Here is a 21725-nt window from a genome sequence, read left to right on the forward strand (position 1 = left end):
AAAACATTAGTTTCTCTACAATCTTACGAGCCTATCATGGCTCGTTTTTTTACATACGGATGATCGCTGTTTCTTCTGCCTCTCTAGCACTTTTCACTGTGCGATAAGGGGAATACCCGCTTCCCTTTTCAAACGCCGCAGAGTGCGTCTTTTCCTCTGCTTTCGATGGCACAACTTCTTTAAATCGTTTATAAGCATTTAATAATTCCTGCTTGGCAATTCCTTTTTCATACGCCTTTTCAACGGCTTGAAAAAACGAAATGACCGCAATCTTTTCCTCTGTTGTCCAGTCGACATCCATTGGATATTGATATTCCATTTACTTGTCCCTCACTTTAACACTCATTTCTTATTTGAACTTACATTATAGCATTTGATCTATCAGAAACCGACCGATTTTATGCTTTACATTCCGTTCAGTTCATAATATAATTCTTTTGTTTTATGCAATGAAATCTGCCGTTATTGGCACAATAATAGCAGGTATTTCGATGAAGGTGGGAAAGCAATTGTCACAACATGATACACCCTTATACACTGGACTAAAAAAACACGCTGCAACCAATCCAGTCCAATTTCACATTCCAGGCCATAAAAAAGGTGCCGGAATGGATCCTGAATTTAGAGCATTCATTGGTGATAATGCATTAAGCATTGACCTCATTAATATAGAACCTCTCGATGATTTACATTCGCCTCGAGGGATGATAAAAGAAGCACAAGAGTTAGCTGCTGAAGCATTCGGTGCTGACCATACGTTTTTCTCCATTCAAGGAACAAGCGGCGCGATCATGACAATGGTGATGACGGTGTGTGGACCTGGAGATAAAATCATTGTTCCTCGTAACGTCCATAAATCCATTATGTCCGCTATTGTATTTTCTGGCGCAGTGCCTGTTTTTATTCACCCAGAAATCGATAAAGAGCTTGGTATCTCACACGGCATTACACCAGACTCAGCCAAAAAAGCACTGACCGAGCACCCAGATGCAAAAGGCTTGCTTGTGATTAACCCAACATATTTTGGCATTTCTGCTGACTTAAAAACGATCGTAGAGATTGCCCATTCATTTAATGTGCCTGTCCTTGTGGATGAAGCGCACGGTGTGCATATTCATTTTCACGATGAGCTTCCGCTGTCTGCGATGCAGGCAGGTGCCGACATGGCAGCAACAAGTGTCCATAAACTCGGCGGGTCCCTCACCCAAAGCTCTATTTTAAATATGAAGGAAGGACTTGTTTCAAAGGACCGCGTGCAGTCGATTTTGAGCATGCTAACGACAACATCCACTTCTTATTTGCTCTTAGCTTCACTTGATGTCGCTAGAAAGCGATTAGCCACTGAAGGAAAGGCACTCGCAGATGAAGCGATTCGTTTGTCTGAATTAGCGAGAAACCGCCTGAATCAAATTGACGGCATTACCTGTATTGGTCAGGAAATACTCGGTTCAGCTTCTACTTACGATTATGACCCAACGAAATTAATTATCTCGATTAAAGACCTTGGGCTAAATGGACATGATGTCGAAAAATGGCTGAGAGAAAGCTACCGAATTGAAGTGGAACTCTCTGACCTATACAACATTTTATGTATCGTAACCCCTGGAGATTCTGATGAGACGATCGATACACTTGTGACGGCTATGAAAGAAATTGCCGCAACCTCGACATGTGAGGCCGGCAAACAAGCGGTGACGGAAGTGTTACTGCCTGAGATCCCATCGCTTGCTATGACGCCGCGTGACGCCTTTTATGCAACAACAGAAGTGATTCCATTTAAAGAAGCGGCCGGCCGCATCATTGCAGAGTTTGTCATGGTATATCCGCCGGGCATTCCGATTTTTATCCCAGGCGAAATTATCACAGACGAAAATGTCTCATATATCTTTAAAAATATTGAAATTGGTCTCCCTGTCCAAGGACCTGAAGATTCAACGCTAGAGATGATCCGTGTCATTAAGGAACAAAAACCAATTTTATAAAAAAGAAGCATGCAGCCCCAATTGGAGCTGCATGCTTTTTTATTTATTCAGAGGCTTCATCACCGCAATGACAGTGACCACACGTTCCATACAGCGTTGTCACTTTTTCATTCTCAAATTGATCAATGGTTTCATTGCAATCTTGACAAATAATTGTACCCACGTACATTCCCCTTTTCTTCACCTTATAGTTTGGAAGCGTTTAATTTATTTCTTACCTCTATAATATGATGTCACATTTAAGTTGTCAACAGTTAATTGTATGACACATTTAATCATTTTTATAGATATATGCTTTTTACTCATCATATTGAGGGAACGTTTCAATTGTATTTTGCTTCATATCAATTCTGTAACAATTGAGTAACAATCGAAAATTGTCAAAAAGGACATGATACACTAGAGTGACTAACAGGGAACCGGCTCCTAAAAATGTTGGTATAACCCCAAAGGATTTTGAGGTGAATAGATTGAATTTTATGAGGACACTTCTCATTATATTCCCCATGCTCTTTGTACTTAGTTCATGCTCATTTGCTTATATCATACCGAATCAGACAGACCAAGTCAGTCATATTCAAAAACCAAGAATTCTCTTTTTTACTGATGCAGAAAATCTTGATAAAGAAAGTCCTTATTATGATGCAGTACTCGATTTAAAAAATGAGTACCCAAAGGAAATGTCAAAGATGATCGTAAAAGAAGATCGTAAGGGCTGGAAAAATGAAGTAGATGAATTACCGGCTATTTTGCTTGTCAATGATGAAAAAGTCATTGTGAAGGTTGAAGGAAATGTCCGCAGTAAAGAGGATATCTTATCACCCTTATGTCATGCATTAGACCGCGTGAATACAAATTAACGATTCAACCTTGCACTTATAGATAACCATATGAAAAAGCCCCTCACCTCATGAGGGGTTTTTTCATATAGAGAGATTTGTACAGCCTTCTCAAACGTTTTAAAAAGCCCTCTCCATGTCGAAGAGGGCTTTTTAGGTTCATTATTTTACGATATGGATTGGGCTTCCAATTGCTACTTCAGCCGTTTCCATTGTGATTTCACCTAATGTTGGGTGAGCATGAATTGTCATTGCGATATCTTCAGCAGTCACTCCAGCTTCAATTGCAAGGCTAAGCTCTGAAATCATATCAGAAGCGCCAACACCTGCAATTTGTGCACCGATGACTAGACCATCCTCTTTACGAGTGATCATTTTCATGAAGCCATCAGTTGCGTCAAGAGAAAGTGCACGTCCGTTAGCTGCGAATGGGAATTTCGCTGCAACGATTTCGATTCCTTCTGCTTTAGCTTCTGCTTCAGTGTATCCAACAGTTGCAAGTTCTGGCTCAGAGAATACAACAGCAGGAATACCAAGGTAATCAATTTCAGCTGGCTCTCCAGCGATTGCTTCAGCTGCAATTTTACCTTCGTAAGAAGCTTTGTGTGCAAGTGGTGGTCCATCAACGATGTCACCAATTGCATAGATGTTAGATACGCTTGTACGGCATTGTTTGTCAGTTTTGACAACTCCGCGGTCTGTCAATTCAACACCAACTTGTTCAAGACCAAGCTCATCAGTGTTTGGACGACGGCCAACTGTTACAAGTACGTAATCAGCATCAACTGTTTTTTCTTCACCTTTTACTTCGAAAGTAACAGTGACACCCTCTGATGTTTCTTTCACGCCTTTTGCAAGAGCGTTTGTATGGATTTCAACGTTTCCTTTTTTCTTCAGGTTACGTTTAACCAAAGAGCTCATTTGCTTTTCGAAACCTGGAAGGATTTCGTCTCCACCTTCAAGGATGACAACTTCTGTTCCAAAGTTTGCATAAGCAGTTCCAAGCTCAGTACCGATGTATCCACCACCGATAACAACTAACTTTTTAGGTACTTCTTTAAGCGCTAAAGCACCAGTTGAGTTGATCACACGGTCCGTGTATTTAAATGTTGGCAATTCAATTGGACGAGATCCAGTTGCAATAATTGCGTTTTTGAAAGTGTAAGTCTGTGCTGAATTTTCATCCATTACACGTACAGAGTTAGCGTCTACGAAATAAGCTTCACCTTTGACGATGTCTACTTTATTTCCTTTTAGAAGGCCTTGAACTCCACCTGTTAATTTGTCCACAACAGAAGCTTTCCACTCTTGAACTTTTGTGAAATCAACTGTTACGTTTTCAGCTTTGATACCCATGTCTTCAGAATGCTTTGCATTCTCGAAACGATGACCAGCATTGATTAATGCTTTTGAAGGGATACAGCCGACGTTTAGGCATACGCCGCCAAGCGTTCCTTTTTCAACGATTGTTACTTTTTGTCCAAGCTGTGCAGCGCGAATAGCAGCTACATATCCACCAGGACCTGCACCGATGACAAGAGTATCTGTTTCGATTGGGAAATCTCCTACTACCATGACATTACGCCTCCATTAAAATTAATTGTGGATCATTCAACAAACGCTTGATGTGGTTAAGGGCATTTTGCGCAGTCGCTCCGTCAATCATACGGTGGTCAAAGCTTAGGGAAAGAGCTAAGACTGGAGCTGCAACGATTTCGCCATCACGAACAACCGCTTTTTCAGCGATACGGCCAATACCAAGGATCGCTACTTCTGGGTGGTTGATGACTGGAGTAAACCATTGTCCACCAGCAGAACCGATGTTTGTGATTGTGCAAGATGCACCTTTCATTTCAGCTGGAGCCAATTTACCATCACGTGCTTTTGTTGCAAGCTCATTGATTTCGTTAGACACTTCGAAAATCGCTTTGCGATCTGCATTTTTCACAACTGGAACAAGCAAGCCTTTTTCAGTGTCAGCTGCAATTCCGATGTTGTAGTAATGCTTTTGAACAACTTCATCTGTTTTATCATCGATAGAAGTGTTAAGTACTGGGTACTTTTTCAAAGCAGAAGTTAGAGCTTTTACAACGTAAGGCAAGTAAGTTAACTTGATTCCTTGATCAGCTGCAACTTGTTTGAATTGTTTACGATGTGCAACAAGGTTTGTTACATCAACTTCATCCATTAATGTTACGTGAGGAGCTGTATGCTTAGAGTTCACCATTGCTTTCGCGATCGCTTTGCGGATTCCGCTCATTTTCTCGCGAGTTTCTGGGAATTCTCCTTCTAGAACTGGAGCTGCTGCCGCTTTTGGAGCTGCTTCTTCTTTCGCACTTTCAGCTGCTTGAGGTGCTGCTTCTTGAGTTACAGAACCACCATTAACGAAGCTGTCGATATCTTCTTTTAGCACGCGCCCATTTTTACCAGTACCTGCAACTTTGTAAATTTCAACGCCTTTTTCACGAGCGTATTTACGTACAGATGGCATAGCAATTACGCGCTTGTTTGGATCAGCATCTACTTGCTCTTGTGCGCCTGCGCCAGTTGTTGCTGTCGCTTCTTCTTGTGCTACTTCTTTCTTCTCTGGCTCGTTACCAGCTTCAGCAGTACCTTGTACTTGAGCTTCAGTTTTTGCTTCGCCTTCTTCTTCGCTGCCTTTAAATTGAAGATTTTCGTAACCAGGTGCATCAAACGTAATGATTGTTTGTCCTACAGTTGCAACTGTTCCCTCTTCAACTTTTAATTCTAATACTTTTCCTTTAACAGGTGAAGGAATTTCTACAACTGCTTTATCGTTTTGTACCTCTGCTAAAACGTCATCTTCATTGATTTCGTCGTTAGGCTTTACAAACCACTTAACGATCTCACCTTCGTGGATACCTTCTCCGATGTCCGGAAGTTTAAATTCAAATGCCACTGTTTTTCGCCTCCTAGATTTTGTTGAACCCTTGTTGTGTAAACATTACACGATCATGTAATTGATAAAGGGGAAGAGAAATAAATTCTTTTCCCCCCTGTCATTTAATTAAAATTCAAGAACTTTTTTAGCTGTTTCAAGCACGTCTTTATGGTTTGGAAGCCATACAGTTTCAGCTTGAGAGAAAGCAAATACAGTATCAGGTGCAGCTACACGAAGTACTGGTGCTTCTAGGCTAAGGATTGCTCTGTCATTGATTTCAGCTACTACGTTTGCAGCAATACCAGCTTGTTTTTGTGCTTCTTGTACAACGATTGCACGGCCTGTTTTTTCAACAGAAGCGATGATTGTTTCAATATCAAGCGGGCTTACTGTACGAAGGTCGATCACTTCAGCAGAAATGCCTTCTTTTTCAAGTTCTTCAGCAGCTTTAAGTGATTCGTGAACCATTGCACCGTAAGTAATGATAGAAAGGTCAGAACCTTCACGTTTCACGTCAGCTTTACCGATTTCAATTGTGTACTCTTCTTCAGGAACTTCCTGACGGAAAGAGCGATAAAGTTTCATATGCTCAAGGAATACAACTGGATCGTTGTCGCGAATTGCAGAAATTAATAGTCCTTTTGCATCGTAAGGTGTTGAAGGAATAACAACCTTGATACCAGGCTGTTGTGCTACAAGACCTTCTAAGCTGTCAGCGTGAAGCTCAGGTGTATGAACCCCTCCACCGAATGGAGAACGGATTGTCACTGGAGAATGCCAGCGTCCGCCAGAACGGTAACGCATACGAGCCATTTGTCCAGAAACAGAATCTAATACTTCGAAAACGAATCCGAAGAATTGAATTTCCATTACTGGGCGGAATTCTTGTAGTCCAAGGCCAATTGCAAGACCGCCAATACCAGATTCAGCAAGTGGAGTATCGAATACACGATCCTCACCAAACTCTTTTTGCAATCCTTCAGTCGCACGGAATACGCCGCCGTTTTTACCAACGTCTTCTCCGAAAACGAGAACGTTTTCGTCATTTTTCAGTTCTGTGCGTAACGCATCAGTGATCGCTTGAATCATTGTCATTTGCGCCATGGCTTACTTCGACTCCTTCTGTTTGTAAATTTCAAGCTGTTCAACTAGGTTGAATGGTTTCACATCGTACATGTTTTCAATCAAGTCAGTGACCTTTTGCTTAGGCTGTTCGTCAGCTTCTTTGATTGCTTGTTTGATTTGTTCTTTTGCATCTTCGATGACTTTATTCTCTTCTTCTTCAGACCATAGGCCTTTGTTTTCCAAGAATTTGCGGTAGCGTACCAATGGATCTTTTTGCTCCCACTCGTTTTCATCTTCTTTTGTACGATATCTAGTTGGATCGTCACCAGCCATTGTATGTGGGCCGTAACGGAATGTAAGAGTTTCGATTAATGTTGGACCTTCACCATTTACAGCACGCTCACGAGCTTCAGCAGTCGCTGCATATACAGCTAATGCATCCATACCGTCAACTTGTACGCCTACGATACCAGCTGCAGCTGCTTTTTGTGCAATCGTTTGTGCAGCAGATTGCTTTTCAACAGGTGTAGAAATTGCATATCTGTTGTTTTGGACAACAAAAATCGCTGGCGCTTTGTAAGCCCCTGCAAAGTTAATACCTTCGTAGAAATCACCTTGTGAAGCTCCGCCATCACCTGTGTAAGTAATTGCAACAGCTTTTTTACCGCGCTTTTTCAAACCAAGAGCTACACCAGCAGCTTGAATGATTTGTGCACCGATAATGATTTGCGGAGAAAGTGCATTCACATCTTCAGGCATTTGGTTACCAACAAAATGTCCACGAGAGAACAAGAATGCTTTTGTTAGTGGCAGACCATGCCAGATTAATTGAGGTACATCACGATATCCTGGAAGAATGAAATCTTCTTTCTCAAGTGCAAAGTGAGTTGCAAGCTGAGAAGCTTCTTGTCCAGCTGTTGGCGCATAGAAGCCAAGACGTCCTTGACGGTTCAATGAAATTGAACGTTGATCTAATACACGTGTAAACACCATACGGCGCATTAATTCTTTTAATTGGTCATCTGAAAGATCCGGCATTGCCGCTTCGTTTACGACTTCGCCTTTTTCGTTTAAAATTTGAAACGTTTCAAACTGCTTTTTGATGGCATCAAATTGCTTTTTGCTATCAACAATTGCTTTTTTTGTTTTTGCAGCCATTCTAAAGTCACCTCTTCCTTTCTTTTAACAGTCAATTTGTCGTGAATCCATTTATACATACAGATATAGGATAACCCAAAATACTCATATGACTCCTGTTTATAATAGCCACAAAGAGGGTTGTCGAAACATTGGATGATCGCTTACTTTTGAGCCCTTCTAACTGTATTAACGATAGTTCACAAAAAACTAATACAACTTCTGTTAACAAGGATTAGTTTACAACAAGAAAAATAGTCCGTCAATTGATTTAACGGCTTTATTTAAATAAATGTATTCGCTTTACTTTTTATGGTGATCTGTATCAATCTGTTTAACGAACAGCACGAACTGTACTAGTATAGAGTGTACTACTGTACTACAATAGCAAATGTTTGTTTTTGTCGAAAAATAAGAAAAGAGCTGTTTTTCAGCTCCTTTTTGACTCTTTATCTGCCGCTTTGTATAAAGCCTGTTTATGTTCGTTCAATTGGTCTGTATATTGATTGAACTTCTTGCTTTCTTTTCTGACCTTGCTGTAAGAACGATTCACTGTCTTCAGCTTGGATTTTAGCTCCCTGTATCCTAAGTCTTTCTTCTTTAAAGATTGATACAAATGCTGGTCTTGTTTCAACGCCTGTTGATACTCACTGTAAAGCTGATCGTACGACGCATATCTCTTCTCAATTGATTTCACCGTTTGTTCCGCTTTGTCTTTTAATTCCGCATCTTTTATCCGTCCGGCAGATTCTTTTACAGTTTGCAATTCTTTTTTCGATTCATCCATGCTGTCTTTTTCTGTTTTTAAATGTTCTTCTCGCTTCGCAGCTGATGCTAACGCCTGATCAGAAAGGCTTGACACTGTTTTTGTATGATCCTTTGTTGTTTGAATCATTTTCGTATACAGCTGCTGCTCTTTTTTCTCATAGTTTTCTAGTGTGCCCTGCTCTTTTTCAAAGGACGCCTCTTTTTCGCTCATTTTCGTCATCGCATCTTGCATCTCATTGAACGGACTTTGACCTCCGCATCCCGCAAGCAAGAGGGTACATATCGCCGCTAAAGCAGCACTTGCTTTCATGCTTCTTTTCCTCTGTCTCATCACAAGGTCCCCCTTTATATCTCCACATACCACTATAATTTTTATAGGCGTTTGTGACAAGGAAAGAGGTTAGCCTTTTTAGGGGAAAGAAGATTTTTTTCAACCTATAGGCTCATGACTATACAAATAGTGCATTCATACATAGTTTATATTACACGCTTCGCCTTCACTTCTGAGAGGCCAAGTGTATTTCCAAAGGAGGTCAAAAATATGTCTAATTATAGTCATGGAAGTATGTATGGTGGATACGGCGGTTACGGGTATGGATACGGTGGTGGATACGGCGGCGGCTGTTGTTACCCAAGTTATGGTTATGGTGGTGGTGGTTGCGGATACGGTGGCGGACGTACATTCGCTTTAATCGTCGTCCTATTCATCCTATTAATCATTGTAGGCGCAGCATTCTTAGGCGGCGGCGGTTGCTGTTAATGGCTGTTTAAGCCTCTGACCGGTCTCATACGACCGGTCTTCTTTATTTCATTGCATATGTTGTGTATCATTTTATATACTTTACATACAAAGGAAATAGGAGTGAAGTTTTGTGATTACCATGGATGATATCGTAAGGGACGGACATCCCGTCTTAAGGCAAACAGCTGAAGCGGTCGAACTCCCGCCAACAGAAGAAGAAAAACAGCAATTAGCTGATATGATCGAATTCGTTAAAAATAGTCAGGATGAAGACATTGCTGAAAAATATGGACTGAGACCCGGTGTAGGACTAGCAGCTCCGCAGATCAATATTAGTAAACGTATGATTGCTGTTCACTGCGAGGATGAGGATGGGCAGCAATACAGCTATGCCCTGTTCAACCCTCGAATTGTCAGTCATTCAGTCAAAAGAGCTTATTTGGCTACTGGAGAAGGCTGCTTATCTGTTGATGAAGCCATCCCTGGATTCGTCCCCCGTTATGAAAAAATCAGGGTAAGGGCTACAACGCTTGAAGGGGACGACATTGATATCCGCTTAAAAGGGTTCCCTGCCATCGTCTTTCAGCATGAAATTGACCACCTGAACGGCATCATGTTTTATGATCATATTCAAAAGGATCAGCCATTCGCCGAGCCAGACAACTCTGTTGCGATCGGTAGATCATAAAATAAAAAGAAGACCCAGCAACTTAAGGGTCTTCTTTTTTTATTCTTCAATAAGGCCTAAATGGGTCACTGCATGGAATATACCGTCCTCATCTACCGGCTTTGTCACAAAATCAGCCAATGCTTTTAATTCACTCACAGCATTTCCCATGGCAACGCCTGTTCCAGCGAACGAAATCATTTCTCTATCGTTCAGACCGTCTCCAAAGGCAACTGTATCCTTTTGATCGTAAGGCAGCCTTTCGATGACTCGTTTCATTCCTTCAGCTTTTGATCCGCCCTTTGGCAAGACGTCGGTTGACAGCTCGTGCCATCTGACAAGGTCAATTTTCTCGCGGAACGCCTCATATTGGACTTCCTCTTCTGCCTTACAAAATAGCAGCATTTGATAAATGTCGTTTTCTTTAAAGAAAGACAAATCATGCTCGGGGTGCTCTGTTTTTAACGTTCCAATTCCTTCATGGATAAACGGATGGTTCGGCACAGAAGCCTTCATTGTTTCTTCCCCCATGAAAACAAGCGGGTGATCATGACGATCCGCTGTTTCATAAATTTGCTCCATCAGCTCCTGTTTGAGCGGATTGCCGTAAATGACTTCTCCCTCATACATGACATACTGACCGTTATAAGCAATAAATGAGTCAAGTGCCAATTCTTGTAAAATAGGTTGAATCAAAAAAGGTGAACGGCCAGATGCAATGAATAGATGATGTCCTTTTTCTTTTAATAAACGAACAGCTCGCTTCGTTGATTCAGGTATTTTTTTATCATGATCATATAAAGTACCGTCGATATCAAAGAAGATGACTTTTTTATTCATATCTCGTCTCCTGTCTCTCGTTATGTACACACTCTCCCCTTCATCATACAGAAAGATGTCCGCTTTCGAAACCAATTCCTTTTAAAACGCCCATTTCCCACATATAACCATGTAACATTCAATGGAAACATCATATAATACAAGTATAAAGAGAGAACGGAACTTGCTATCCTAAACGAAAGGAGGGCGAGCCGTGATGCTTCGTCGTCTACGCAAGAAAATTCGAAGACAATGGAAGGACATGCTTCGTAAAAAATCGATTGCTTAAAAGGATCTTCCGCACATTTGCTGAAGGTCCTTTTTTCTCAGAGCCTTTTCTTATGCGCGTTTTTTTAATATAATAGAATAAGCGAGTGTAACATACGGTATTTAAGGAGAGATTTGGATGATATATAAGGTATTTTTTCAGGCAAGTACTACTGAGGTACCTGTAAGAGAACACACAGATTCACTATACGTTGAAGCGGTTTCTGAAAGAGACGTACGCGATAAGTTGAAAAAACATAACTACAATATTGAATTCATTCAGCCTGTAGACGGTGCTTTTTTAGACTATGAACGAGAAAGTGAAAATTTTAAAGTATTGGAGCTATGAGAGGAATGAAATTTGTTAAAAACGATCAGGCGGCAGTTTTTGCGCTCGGCGGATTAGGCGAGATCGGTAAAAACACGTATGGCGTTCAATTTCAAGATGAAATCATTTTAATTGATGCTGGTATTAAGTTCCCTGAAGATGAGCTTCTCGGAATTGATTACGTCATCCCTGACTATACGTACTTAGTTAAAAACGAAGATAAAATCAAAGGTCTATTCATCACTCACGGACATGAAGACCACATCGGCGGTATCCCTTACCTTCTCAAGCAAGTGAATATTCCAGTTTACGGAGGCAAACTCGCAATCGGCCTACTTCGTAATAAATTGGAAGAGCATGGTCTCTTGAGACAGACGAAACTTCACATTTATGAAGAAGAAGATACCATTAAATTTAGAAAAACGGCTGTGTCTTTCTTTAGAACAACGCACAGTATTCCAGATTCTTACGGAATTGTCGTGAAGACACCTCCTGGTAACATCGTACATACAGGTGATTTCAAGTTTGACTTTACCCCTGTTGGCGAGCCTGCCAATTTAACGAAAATGGCTGAGATCGGTAAAGAAGGCGTCCTTTGTCTTCTATCTGACAGTACAAACAGTGAAATCCCAGAATTTACGATGTCTGAAAGACGCGTAGGTGAAAGCATTGATGACATCTTTAGAAAAGTAGATGGACGAATTATCTTTGCAACGTTTGCTTCAAACATTCACAGACTTCAGCAAGTCATTGAGTCCGCTGTTGCCAACGGCCGAAAAGTCGCTGTGTTTGGGCGTAGTATGGAGTCTGCAATTGATATTGGACAAGATCTTGGCTATATTAAATGTCCAAAAAACACGTTCATTGAACATAATGAAATCAACCGACTTCCAGCAAACAAAGTCACCATTCTTTGTACTGGCAGCCAGGGTGAACCGATGGCAGCACTTTCTCGTATTGCGAACGGTACTCACCGCCAGATTTCCATTAATCCTGGAGACACTGTTGTCTTCTCATCTTCACCGATCCCAGGTAACAATATTAGCGTAAGCCGTACCATCAACCAGCTTTACCGTGCTGGCGCTGAGGTCATTCATGGCTCACTAAATAATATTCATACATCTGGTCACGGCGGACAAGAAGAACAAAAACTGATGCTCCGTTTAATTAAACCAAAATTCTTCATGCCAATTCACGGTGAATACCGCATGCAAAAAACGCATATTAAACTTGCGAATGATTGCGGAATTCCTGAGGAAAACTGCTTTATCATGGATAACGGTGAAGTTCTTGCACTGAAAGGTGACGAAGCAAGTGTCGCTGGCAAAATTCCATCAGGTAACGTGTATATCGACGGAAGCGGCATTGGTGATATCGGAAACATCGTATTAAGAGACCGCCGCATTCTTTCAGAAGAAGGTCTTGTCATTGTTGTTGTCAGCATGGACATGAAAGAATTCAAAATCTCTGCTGGTCCTGATTTGATCTCAAGAGGTTTTGTCTACATGAGAGAATCTGGAGACCTCATCAATGACGCACAGGATTTGATTTCAAAGCATCTTGAAAAAGTGATGGAACGCAAGACAACACAATGGTCAGAAATTAAGAACGAAATTACTGACACACTTGCACCTTTCCTTTATGAAAAAACAAGACGCCGCCCAATGATCTTACCAATTATTATGGAAGTTTAATCAGACAAAGAGACACAAGCCAATGGCTTGTGTCTCTTTTTTTCGTCCAGCATGAAAAAACCGCATATATACAAATATACATGCGGTTTCTCATTCATTCTTTTATGATTGAATCGGGAGATGCTGAAAGCTTCTGACATCAAACAATCCCTTTGTCGTCATTTTTACATCAGGAATGACTGGGAGTGCCAAGAAGGATAACGTCAAAAATGGATTAAAATCTAAGGCAAAACCTGTTTCTTTCAACGCTTCATGGAGTGCATGAAGACTTTCATTTACCAGATGTGCTGGCTGATCTGATAATAAACCAGAGATCGGTAATGGAAGCGTATGGAGAGGCTGGCCGTCCCTCACAACGGTCAATCCGCCGCCTGCTTCTTTTAACGTCTCAATGGCTTTGATCATATCAGCATCATTTGTGCCAACGGCAATTAAGTTATGAGAATCATGCGCCACAGTTGTTGCAATAGCTCCCTTTTTTAAGCCAAAGCCACTGACAACCCCTACCCCAATTTCAGATAGACCTTGATGACGTTCGACAAGCACCATTTTTAATACATCTCTTTCTGTATCACTAGTAAATTGTCCATTGATTTCTGAAGGAGATACTTGTTCTAATTTCGTTTCAAGCTGATTTGGAATAATGCGAATGACATTCATCTTTTGATGGTCTGTGATAGGCAGTGAAATATCTTTATCTTGAACATCCACTGCATGCACAGATTGCAATAATGAAGGATTCGGTGCGATCTTTCCAACACTTGGCTGGTAATCTCCATGCTGGGAGACCAACTCACCAGCAATAAATACGCTTGAGATGTCTACTTGATGAAGGTCAGAAACTAGCATAAAATCAGCATCAAAGCCTGGTGCAATAGCTCCCTTTGTATTGAGGCCAAAACACTCTGCGGCGTTTAAACTCCCCATTTGATACGCTAAAAAGGGGTCCAATCCTTCTTTGATGGACATACGTATTTGTTCATCAATACTTCCTTGAGCCATTAAATCATCTAAATGTTTATCATCGGTACAAAAGAAAAAGCGTCTCGCATTCTTCTCGTTGACAGCTGGTAAAACATTTTTCACGTTTTTGGCAACAGATCCTTCTCTCAGCATGACATACATACCTCGTTTTACACGATCAAGGGCTTCCTGAGCTGTTGTCACCTCATGATCTGTTTGGACATTCGCAGTCCGGTAGACGTTTATTAATCGGTCCGTTAAGCCTGCTAGGTGGCCATCAATTAATTTATTCTCGTTTTGAGCATCGAGCAGTTTTTGAAGCATATCTTCTTCTGCCTGCTCTACACCGACATAGTCCATCACCTCAGCAAGACCAAGAACCTCTTTCTCTTGATAAAGAGGCTTTAAATCTTTCGCTTTTAGTGTAGCACCTGATCGTTCAAAGCTGACAGCCGGCACACAGGATGGCAGCATAAAATATATATTTAAGGCAGCTTTTCTCGCTTCTTCCATCATAAAACGGATGCCTGTTATACCCGAAACATTGGCAATTTCATGCGGGTCTGTTACGACAGTTGTCACACCGCGTGGAACGACAGCTTTGGAGAATTCAGCAGGGGTCACCATGGAGGACTCGATATGAACGTGACCGTCTATAAAACCAGGTACAAGCATTTGACCAGCTGCATCTAGCTCCTTTTCTCCCTCGTATTCTCCAATTCCTACTATTTTTCCATTTTCAACAGCGACATCAGCGTCTATCCATTCCTGGTTAAACACGTCCATAACCTTCGCATGTTTAATCACTAGGGCTGCTTTTTTTCTCTTTGCAGCTACCTCAATTTGATGTCTGAAAAGCTCCTTATCCAACGACACTGCCTCCTCCAAGTAAACAATATAATGTTACTTATCGTAAACGAATCTGTTTGCCCAGTCAATGACATTTAGAGAAAATCAACCATATGAAAGGACTGACTTTTATTTCTGAATAGTGATAATTGCATGAAAAATATAGTCGAACATTTTTGCTGTTATTCATAGCAAAATGAGCACTTTTCAAATTCTTTTCCTCTCTGAACTGTCCGCTTGACGTGTACACAACGATATAAAAAAACACCCCGCCCTCGGAGTGTTTAATAGTCGTTCTGCATTTCTCTTTTTTCAAACCGGCCAATATCTGCTACCGCCCCAATGACGATGAGGATATCTTCTTTTTGGATCATTTCATCTGCAAGCGGGGAAACGATGACTTCTTTTCCGCGCTTAATTGCTACAATATTGATGCCGTATCTTGCTCTAATATCGAGATCTAAAAGAGAATGCCCGGCAAGCCTACTGTTTGCAACGATTTCAATGAGGCTATACTCATCTGACAGCTCGAGATAATCCAACACGTTGTTGGAAATGATTTTATGTGCAATCCGCCTGCCCATGTCTCGCTCTGGATGAACAATACGATCCGCTCCAATTTTGTTGAGTACTTTTTCATGGTAGTCATTTTGCGCTTTCACTGTAACCATTTTGACGCCAAGCTCTTTCAGCATAATCGTTGTTAAAATACTTGCCTGAATGTTTTCTCCAATCGCGACGATGACATGATCAAAATTGCGAATGCCGAGATTTTTTAAAACAGATTCGTCCGTCGAATCACCGATCACCGCATGTGAAGCAATTTTAGCGTATTCGTTCACTCGATCTTCGTTCATATCCATGGCCATCACTTCAAGTCCTTCTTCGCTCAGCGCCTTGCAAATACTTCCGCCAAAGCGTCCAAGACCAATGACTGCATATTCCTTTTTCATGTTCAGACTCCTTTTATGTCACTTACCATGCATTTTACTACGGTTTGATTAATGAATCCATATGCGAACGAATTTTTTTGCGGAACGCTTCACTTAAGTAAAGGTCTGCTCCTTTTTCGATTTCACTTCGATAATGACCTGGTGGAGCGATTTCTTCGCTCTTTTGAAGGACGAGAAAGGTTAAACAATCCTCATATACTTGATCACCCATTTTGACATCGACAAAAGCTGGACGATAAGTGCCCTCATATACACCCTCTCGTTTGTATAAATAACGAATGGCATCAAAAGGCACCTCATATAAAACACCCTCTGTTTCTCCGCCATCTTCTACCATATCGGCTCTTGAACCATCAGGCCGCACCAATGTAAATCTAGTTGTAAAACGGTCAAGTGCACCACCGCCGACGATTCGTTTGAAGTAATGATCGACTTTAGCTAGCTTAAACCTTGCATCATCCATACAGGAGCCATAGGCAAAATAATAGAAGGATAACGGCTTACGCTGCCACAGTCTGTATTCTTTCCAGCTGCCGCTCTCAATTTCTTTCAGCCCTGATGCCTTCTGCTCTGATAATGTGTATGCAACAGCCGCCTTTGGTCCTTGATCTGTCATGACATCCATTTCCTGCTTGTCATACCCTTCCTCTAGCGCGTCTAACTTATTCAATGTTTCAGCGGTCACCTCATACAATTCTCCATACACTGTGCTTTTTCCCGCGAGAATACACGCAGGGTATCCTGCACCTGTATCGTATAACCTTCCATTTATCCAAGCTGATTTAGCTAATGGGCTGCTTTCTTTCATGTACGCCTCGTGGTGCTCTTCATGTTTTAGAAGCGTCCCATATACAAATAAAGTTTTCATCGTCATGAAATCACGTCCTTTTTTGACACACAGGTAAATAAATCTGAAAAGCTGTGCCTTTTCCCAGCTCACTGGATACTTCCATTCTACCGTGATGATCTTTTAAAATCGTCGCACAGATGGTCAGACCAAGCCCTGTCCCTTCTTTTTTAGTTGAGAAGAAAGGGTCATATATTTTCTGAATATCCTCTTCAGACATTCCTTTTCCTTCATCTTGAATGATGATTTCCCATTCATTCATCACTTTCTCTGTTGATATGTATATGCTGCCGCCTTCAGGCATTGCCTCAATGGCATTTTTGATTAAATTAATGAACAGCTGCTTCATTTGATTGGCATCTGCTAAGATGACCCCAGCATCCTGCTTTTTAAATGGCTGCTTGAGGTCAATATTTGAAAGAACTGCATTTGTTTTGAGCAGGGTAATCACCTGTTCTAACAGCTCATGAAGCTGGACTTCTTGAAAATTAACCGATTGAGGCTTTGCTAACACAAGCAGCTCGCTTAAAACAAAATCAATCCGTTTAATTTCGGAAAAGATAATGTCAAAATAATCGGTTCTTTCGGGATATTGTGTTTTCATCAACTGCAAAAAGCCGTTTACGGATGTCAGTGGATTTCTGACTTCATGAGCAATTCCAGCGGCTATTTGTCCTGCAACAGCGAGCTTTTGCGCCTGCATTTGCAATTGCTGATTGGATCTTTCAAGCTCAAGCTTTGCCTGCTTTTGTTTCGTGATATCAGCAACCGTCCCAATACCTCCAGTAAACTGGTGCTGCTCATCAAAGTAGAGCTTGTAATGAACGTCTCCCCATACCTTCTTTCCCTCTTTATGGAGGAGCTGCAGTTCAACTCGGCCCTCATCCTTATGTTCTTTTACTACAGATAACAAATGCTGGACAACACGCTCTTCTTGATCAAAGTACTGGTTGTACATCGTGCCTAAACATTCATCTATGTCGTAGCCCGTCATTTGTTTCCATGCTTGATTTAAAAAAATGATTTGACCCTTTTCATTTGTTTCAAAGACGATTTCTTGCAAGTTATCTGTTATTCGATTCAGACGCTCTGTCAGTTCGTGTGCTTCTTTTTCTCGTTTGTTTAAATCTGACACAAGTAAATTTAACCGGTCCACATAGCCTGAGACGACCCAAATACCAGCTAAAACAACGACTGTAAAGGCTAGATCGAGCGGCCAATTAATTTGATAGCCGCCTAGATAATAAAAGAAATCCCAGCTTAAGAGTATTATAAATGCAAGAACAGATAACACGATCCGCACTTGATATGTTTTGTTCAAATGATTCCACCTTCCGCCCTGAGATTCTTTGTCAATTGTACCATTTTCCACTTATTTTTTGAGGGAGATGGGGCATTTTTAAGGAACTTTTTTCATAAAAAATAGCCTGTTCTCAGCACGAAGCAAGAGAGCAGGCTATCTTTATTTACTGCTGAAGGGCTTCTTGCAGCTCTTTTAGCAGTAGTTCTGCGCCTTCAGCGCTTAAATTAATTTTACCATTTCCATATTCATGATTCTCAGAAGTAATCTCACCAGTCATGAGACAAACACCTTGAGGCTGATATTTTTTCAAGACGATTTTATCTCCATCTATAAAAAATTCCATACTGTCTTTAATTGCGATATCCAGTGCTCTTCTCAATTCGATTGGCATAACAATACGCCCTAGTTCATCTACTTTTCTTACGACTCCGATAGATTTCAATTTCGTTCCCTCTTTCTTTCATTAGCTCAAGATCAATCTGTTATTCACCAATTGATATATCGTAGACGTAAGAGATTCACGAAAGGTTTCTCCAAATCGAAAATTTTTTTCATAAAAGAAAAAACAAAGGGAAAATTTATTGTGATTGTCAAAATGAGACTTAAATTTTACAGATTCATTTCAAGGTCATCACAAACCCCCAGAAATGACAGTAGCCCTCTGAACTTTTAAATGTAAAATTATTTAAATAGCAAAAATAGAGATTGGGTGAAAACATGTTTCAAAACGCCGAAATTGGAATTGACTTAGGAACAGCTAACATATTGGTTTATAGTAAAAACAAGGGAATTATTTTAAATGAACCGTCCGTCGTGGCAGTAGATACAGAAACAAAAACTGTACTTGCAGTCGGATCAGAAGCAAAAGAGATGATTGGGAAAACACCTGGGAAAATTGTGGCGATCCGCCCGATGAAAGACGGTGTCATCGCTGATTATGATATGACAACAGATTTACTCAAACAAATTATGAAAAAAGCAGGAAAGAATATTGGGTTTACCTTTAGAAAGCCGACCGTCGTTGTATGTACACCTTCTGGTTCAACAGCTGTCGAGCGCCGCGCGATCAGTGACGCGGTAAAGAATTGCGGGGCAAAGCATGTTCATTTAATTGAAGAACCTGTCGCAGCTGCAATCGGCGCTGATCTACCGGTAGACGAGCCTGTTGCAAACGTCGTCGTAGATATTGGCGGAGGAACAACCGAAGTGGCGATCATTTCATTTGGCGGCGTTGTCTCTTGTCATTCGATTCGAATTGGCGGAGATCAGCTGGATGAAGATATCATTACGTTTGTAAGAAAGAAATACAATCTACTGATCGGAGAGCGGACAGCGGAGCAGGTGAAAATGGAAATTGGGTATGGACTCATTGAGCATGAGCCTCAGTCTTTAGAAGTGCGTGGACGCGATCTTGTCACAGGTCTCCCAAAAACGATCACGCTTGATTCTCATGAAATTCAGGGCGCCCTACGAGAATCACTTCTTCATATTTTAGAAGCGATTCGTGCCACTTTAGAGGATAGCCCTCCAGAGCTAAGTGGTGATATTGTAGACCGCGGCGTGATTTTAACTGGCGGTGGTGCTCTTTTAAATGGAATTCAAGAATGGCTCTCTCAAGAGATTGTCGTTCCAGTTCATATTGCGGCAAATCCGCTGGAATGTGTAGCGATTGGAACGGGTCGTTCATTAGAAGTCATCGACAAATTGCAAAAAACATTAAAATAATCTTCCTGTTCTACTTCTTTTTTCATCATTTTGATCATATCGTGAGAAATGGATAAACGTGAAGGAGGAAGAACATGTTGCTTGATTTAGGTAAACGGGTCGTTGTCACAGTCATTTTAACGGGTATTATTTTAGGAGGAATGAGCCTGTCGTTTTCACATATGCCGCCTTCTAATGCACAGCCTGTGAAACAACTGAACCGCTAAAAAGCCGCACGAAAGCGGCTTTTTTATTTTGACTTCAAAGCGGCTCCCCATTTTCCTTTTCGGTCATAAATCTGATATGATGAACATGACTAAAGGAGGGTTTTTTATGAGTTCATTCAAAAAACAACTAGATCAATATGCAAAGACCATCGTTGAAGTCGGTGTGAATGTTCAAAAAGGACAAGAAGTGGTCGTATCTGCGTTTACTGAATCTGTAGACCTTGTTCGTCTTGTGGCAAAACACGCGTATGAGCGCGGAGCGAAAAACGTACATATCCGCTGGAGTGATGGTGTTCTCACTCGTCTAAAATACGAACATGCACCACAGGATGTGTTTGAGCAATTCCCAGAATGGGAAGCACAGATGATGGAAACCATTGCAAAACGCGGGGGTGCTTTTATTACCATCTTGTCAGAAAGCCCTGACCTTCTGCGAGGCATTGACTCGAAAAAAATCGCTGCACAGCAAAAGGCCGCTGGTTCAGCACTTCATACATATCGTCAATACGTTCAATCTGACAAAGTCGCTTGGACGGTCGTAGGTGCTGCATCAAAAGACTGGGCGAAAAAGATTTTCCCTGACAAGACAGATGAAGAGGCTGTCGCTTTATTATGGGATCAAATCTTTAAAGTTGCTCGTGCTGATCAAGCAGATCCTGTTGATGCGTGGAAAAAGCATGATGAGTCACTTAATGAAAAAGTAAAAGTATTAAATGAGCGCCACTATCACAAGCTGCACTATGAAGCACCAGGTACAGATTTAACGATCGAGCTCCCAGAGCAGCATATATGGGTAGGTGCTGGTAGCGTGAGTGAGCGCGGTGTATCTTTCATGGCCAATATGCCGACAGAAGAAGTATTTACCGTGCCTAAAAAAGAGGGTGTGAACGGTACTGTTTCAAGTACAAAGCCGCTCAGCTATGCCGGAAATATCATTGATGAATTCACACTGACCTTTGAAAATGGCCGGATTGTGGATGTCAAAGCAAAAGAAGGCGAAGACATTTTAACATCACTGGTTGAAACAGATGAAGGTTCTCATTATTTAGGTGAGGTTGCCCTCGTACCAGATGATTCACCGATTTCAAACTCGAATATCCTCTATTACAATACACTTTACGATGAAAATGCATCGAACCACCTTGCCATCGGCAGCGGTTATGCGTTTAATATCGAAGGCGGAAAAGAGATGAAACGAGAGGAATTAGACGCAGCTGGTGTCAACAGCAGCATTACACACGTTGATTTCATGATTGGTTCAAAAGAAATGAATATTGATGGGATCACAAAAGACGGGAAGCGTGAACCGATCTTCCGTAACGGGAATTGGGCTTTTTAATTTAAAAAAAGACATCCACAATTGGATGTCTCAGATTGTTGACAAAGGGCTAAAATGATGGAAAGAATATTGGGTTTACCTTTAGAAAGCCGACCGTCGTTGTATGTACACCTTCTGGTTCAACAGCTGTCGAGCGCCGCGCGATCAGTGACGCGGTAAAGAATTGCGGGGCAAAGCATGTTCATTTAATTGAAGAACCTGTCGCAGCTGCAATCGGCGCTGATCTACCGGTAGACGAGCCTGTTGCAAACTAGGAAGGACGAGTACCGGCGCGGAGCGAATTTGAGATTCGTGAGCACCGGCACGCAGGACTGACACCGAATGCGAGGG

22 protein-coding genes and 1 pseudogene are annotated in these 21725 nt (G+C 41.4%); 10 read left to right on the forward strand and 13 right to left on the reverse strand.

Going from position 1 to position 21725, the window contains the following annotated elements:
- Window positions 1-49: 49 nt before the first annotated feature.
- A complete protein-coding gene (locus tag BA70_RS17675; protein ID WP_034325022.1) occupies window positions 50-319 on the reverse strand; it encodes a UPF0223 family protein in 270 nt (89 codons plus the stop codon).
- 190 nt (window positions 320-509) lie between these two features.
- Here BA70_RS17675 and BA70_RS17680 point away from each other — a divergent pair, with 190 nt between their 5' ends.
- Window positions 510-1982, forward strand: a complete 1473-nt coding sequence (locus BA70_RS17680) for an aminotransferase class I/II-fold pyridoxal phosphate-dependent enzyme (protein WP_149865377.1) — start codon at window positions 510-512, stop codon at window positions 1980-1982.
- Between the two features lie 43 nt (window positions 1983-2025).
- Here BA70_RS17680 and BA70_RS19745 read toward each other — a convergent pair whose 3' ends face one another.
- Window positions 2026-2145: a GapA-binding peptide SR1P gene (locus BA70_RS19745; RefSeq protein ID WP_078061763.1), complete on the reverse strand. Its 120-nt coding sequence runs from the start codon at window positions 2143-2145 to the stop codon at window positions 2026-2028.
- 316 nt (window positions 2146-2461) lie between these two features.
- Here BA70_RS19745 and BA70_RS17685 point away from each other — a divergent pair, with 316 nt between their 5' ends.
- Complete coding sequence (locus tag BA70_RS17685) at window positions 2462-2842, forward strand: hypothetical protein (protein ID WP_223251704.1); 381 nt, start codon at window positions 2462-2464, stop codon at window positions 2840-2842.
- Between the two features lie 141 nt (window positions 2843-2983).
- Here BA70_RS17685 and lpdA read toward each other — a convergent pair whose 3' ends face one another.
- The 5 genes from lpdA to BA70_RS17710 form a co-directional block, all read right to left on the reverse strand.
- A complete protein-coding gene (gene lpdA, locus BA70_RS17690) occupies window positions 2984-4396 on the reverse strand; it encodes a dihydrolipoyl dehydrogenase (RefSeq protein ID WP_034325026.1) in 1413 nt (470 codons plus the stop codon).
- A gap of 4 nt (window positions 4397-4400) precedes the next feature.
- Window positions 4401-5741, reverse strand: coding sequence for a dihydrolipoamide acetyltransferase family protein (locus BA70_RS17695; protein WP_034325027.1), 1341 nt, complete (start codon window positions 5739-5741; stop codon window positions 4401-4403).
- Window positions 5742-5849: 108 nt separating this feature from the next.
- Window positions 5850-6827, reverse strand: a complete 978-nt coding sequence (pdhB, locus tag BA70_RS17700; RefSeq protein ID WP_034325029.1) for a pyruvate dehydrogenase complex E1 component subunit beta — start codon at window positions 6825-6827, stop codon at window positions 5850-5852.
- Window positions 6828-6830: 3 nt separating this feature from the next.
- A complete protein-coding gene (gene pdhA / locus BA70_RS17705; RefSeq protein WP_024424754.1) occupies window positions 6831-7946 on the reverse strand; it encodes a pyruvate dehydrogenase (acetyl-transferring) E1 component subunit alpha in 1116 nt (371 codons plus the stop codon).
- A 409-nt stretch (window positions 7947-8355) separates the two neighbouring features.
- Window positions 8356-9024 carry a YkyA family protein gene (locus BA70_RS17710; protein ID WP_034325030.1) on the reverse strand — a complete coding sequence of 223 codons (669 nt, stop codon included), beginning with the start codon at window positions 9022-9024 and terminating at the stop codon, window positions 8356-8358.
- A 234-nt stretch (window positions 9025-9258) separates the two neighbouring features.
- Between BA70_RS17710 and BA70_RS17715 the strand changes: the two genes are divergently transcribed.
- The gene (locus BA70_RS17715; RefSeq protein WP_034325040.1) at window positions 9259-9453 is read left to right on the forward strand and encodes a YjcZ family sporulation protein; all 195 of its coding nucleotides are present in this window, start codon (window positions 9259-9261) and stop codon (window positions 9451-9453) included.
- 112 nt (window positions 9454-9565) lie between these two features.
- Window positions 9566-10123, forward strand: coding sequence for a peptide deformylase (def, locus tag BA70_RS17720; RefSeq protein ID WP_034325032.1), 558 nt, complete (start codon window positions 9566-9568; stop codon window positions 10121-10123).
- 39 nt (window positions 10124-10162) lie between these two features.
- Here the strand turns inward: def and BA70_RS17725 are convergent, their stop codons facing one another.
- Window positions 10163-10942: a Cof-type HAD-IIB family hydrolase gene (locus tag BA70_RS17725; RefSeq protein ID WP_034325033.1), complete on the reverse strand. Its 780-nt coding sequence runs from the start codon at window positions 10940-10942 to the stop codon at window positions 10163-10165.
- Window positions 10943-11327: 385 nt separating this feature from the next.
- On the opposite strand from BA70_RS17725, the gene BA70_RS17730 reads away from it, so the two are divergent.
- Both BA70_RS17730 and rnjA read left to right on the forward strand, forming a co-directional pair.
- A complete protein-coding gene (locus BA70_RS17730; protein WP_008345114.1) occupies window positions 11328-11537 on the forward strand; it encodes a DNA-dependent RNA polymerase subunit epsilon in 210 nt (69 codons plus the stop codon).
- Between the two features lie 5 nt (window positions 11538-11542).
- Window positions 11543-13210, forward strand: a complete 1668-nt coding sequence (gene rnjA, locus BA70_RS17735; protein WP_003212511.1) for a ribonuclease J1 — start codon at window positions 11543-11545, stop codon at window positions 13208-13210.
- Window positions 13211-13312: 102 nt separating this feature from the next.
- Here the strand turns inward: rnjA and ade are convergent, their stop codons facing one another.
- The 5 genes from ade to BA70_RS17760 form a co-directional block, all read right to left on the reverse strand.
- Window positions 13313-15043, reverse strand: a complete 1731-nt coding sequence (gene ade / locus BA70_RS17740; RefSeq protein ID WP_034325034.1) for an adenine deaminase — start codon at window positions 15041-15043, stop codon at window positions 13313-13315.
- Between the two features lie 263 nt (window positions 15044-15306).
- Window positions 15307-15975, reverse strand: coding sequence for a potassium channel family protein (locus BA70_RS17745; RefSeq protein WP_008345123.1), 669 nt, complete (start codon window positions 15973-15975; stop codon window positions 15307-15309).
- 37 nt (window positions 15976-16012) lie between these two features.
- Window positions 16013-16849, reverse strand: a complete 837-nt coding sequence (locus tag BA70_RS17750) for a gamma-glutamylcyclotransferase family protein (protein ID WP_034325041.1) — start codon at window positions 16847-16849, stop codon at window positions 16013-16015.
- A 4-nt stretch (window positions 16850-16853) separates the two neighbouring features.
- On the reverse strand, window positions 16854-18143 hold the full coding sequence (locus BA70_RS17755) for an ATP-binding protein (protein ID WP_034325035.1): 1290 nt from the start codon (window positions 18141-18143) through the stop codon (window positions 16854-16856).
- Between the two features lie 145 nt (window positions 18144-18288).
- Window positions 18289-18567, reverse strand: a complete 279-nt coding sequence (locus tag BA70_RS17760) for an AbrB/MazE/SpoVT family DNA-binding domain-containing protein (RefSeq protein ID WP_034325036.1) — start codon at window positions 18565-18567, stop codon at window positions 18289-18291.
- A gap of 275 nt (window positions 18568-18842) precedes the next feature.
- Here BA70_RS17760 and mreBH point away from each other — a divergent pair, with 275 nt between their 5' ends.
- The 4 genes and pseudogenes from mreBH to BA70_RS19755 form a co-directional block, all read left to right on the forward strand.
- On the forward strand, window positions 18843-19850 hold the full coding sequence (mreBH, locus tag BA70_RS17765; RefSeq protein ID WP_034325037.1) for a rod-share determining protein MreBH: 1008 nt from the start codon (window positions 18843-18845) through the stop codon (window positions 19848-19850).
- 74 nt (window positions 19851-19924) lie between these two features.
- Window positions 19925-20056, forward strand: a complete 132-nt coding sequence (locus tag BA70_RS20205; protein WP_003210922.1) for a protein YkpC — start codon at window positions 19925-19927, stop codon at window positions 20054-20056.
- Window positions 20057-20162: 106 nt separating this feature from the next.
- Complete coding sequence (locus BA70_RS17770; RefSeq protein WP_034325039.1) at window positions 20163-21395, forward strand: aminopeptidase; 1233 nt, start codon at window positions 20163-20165, stop codon at window positions 21393-21395.
- Between the two features lie 62 nt (window positions 21396-21457).
- Window positions 21458-21646 (forward strand): annotated as a pseudogene (locus tag BA70_RS19755) (rod shape-determining protein); the annotation flags it as partial.
- Between the last annotated feature and the right edge of the window lie 79 nt (window positions 21647-21725).

Origin of the sequence: Bacillus zhangzhouensis (assembly GCF_000715205.1) — a bacterium.
Lineage (GTDB): Bacteria > Bacillota > Bacilli > Bacillales > Bacillaceae > Bacillus > Bacillus zhangzhouensis.

Excerpts from the sequence above, each read along its gene's own strand:
- pdhA (WP_024424754.1), bottom strand. The coding sequence starts at position 7,946 with ATGGCTGCAAAAACAAAAAAAGCAATTGTTGATAGCAAAAAGCAATTT.
- mreBH (WP_034325037.1), top strand. The coding sequence starts at position 18,843 with ATGTTTCAAAACGCCGAAATTGGAATTGACTTAGGAACAGCTAACATA.
- BA70_RS17710 (WP_034325030.1), bottom strand. The coding sequence starts at position 9,024 with ATGAGACAGAGGAAAAGAAGCATGAAAGCAAGTGCTGCTTTAGCGGCG.
- BA70_RS17675 (WP_034325022.1), bottom strand. The coding sequence starts at position 319 with ATGGAATATCAATATCCAATGGATGTCGACTGGACAACAGAGGAAAAG.
- rnjA (WP_003212511.1), top strand. The coding sequence starts at position 11,543 with ATGAAATTTGTTAAAAACGATCAGGCGGCAGTTTTTGCGCTCGGCGGA.
- BA70_RS17745 (WP_008345123.1), bottom strand. The coding sequence starts at position 15,975 with ATGAAAAAGGAATATGCAGTCATTGGTCTTGGACGCTTTGGCGGAAGT.
- pdhB (WP_034325029.1), bottom strand. The coding sequence starts at position 6,827 with ATGGCGCAAATGACAATGATTCAAGCGATCACTGATGCGTTACGCACA.
- BA70_RS17685 (WP_223251704.1), top strand. The coding sequence starts at position 2,462 with ATGAGGACACTTCTCATTATATTCCCCATGCTCTTTGTACTTAGTTCA.
- BA70_RS20205 (WP_003210922.1), top strand. The coding sequence starts at position 19,925 with ATGTTGCTTGATTTAGGTAAACGGGTCGTTGTCACAGTCATTTTAACG.
- BA70_RS17750 (WP_034325041.1), bottom strand. The coding sequence starts at position 16,849 with ATGACGATGAAAACTTTATTTGTATATGGGACGCTTCTAAAACATGAA.
- BA70_RS17725 (WP_034325033.1), bottom strand. The coding sequence starts at position 10,942 with ATGAATAAAAAAGTCATCTTCTTTGATATCGACGGTACTTTATATGAT.
- BA70_RS17715 (WP_034325040.1), top strand. The coding sequence starts at position 9,259 with ATGTATGGTGGATACGGCGGTTACGGGTATGGATACGGTGGTGGATAC.
- lpdA (WP_034325026.1), bottom strand. The coding sequence starts at position 4,396 with ATGGTAGTAGGAGATTTCCCAATCGAAACAGATACTCTTGTCATCGGT.
- BA70_RS17770 (WP_034325039.1), top strand. The coding sequence starts at position 20,163 with ATGAGTTCATTCAAAAAACAACTAGATCAATATGCAAAGACCATCGTT.
- BA70_RS17730 (WP_008345114.1), top strand. The coding sequence starts at position 11,328 with ATGATATATAAGGTATTTTTTCAGGCAAGTACTACTGAGGTACCTGTA.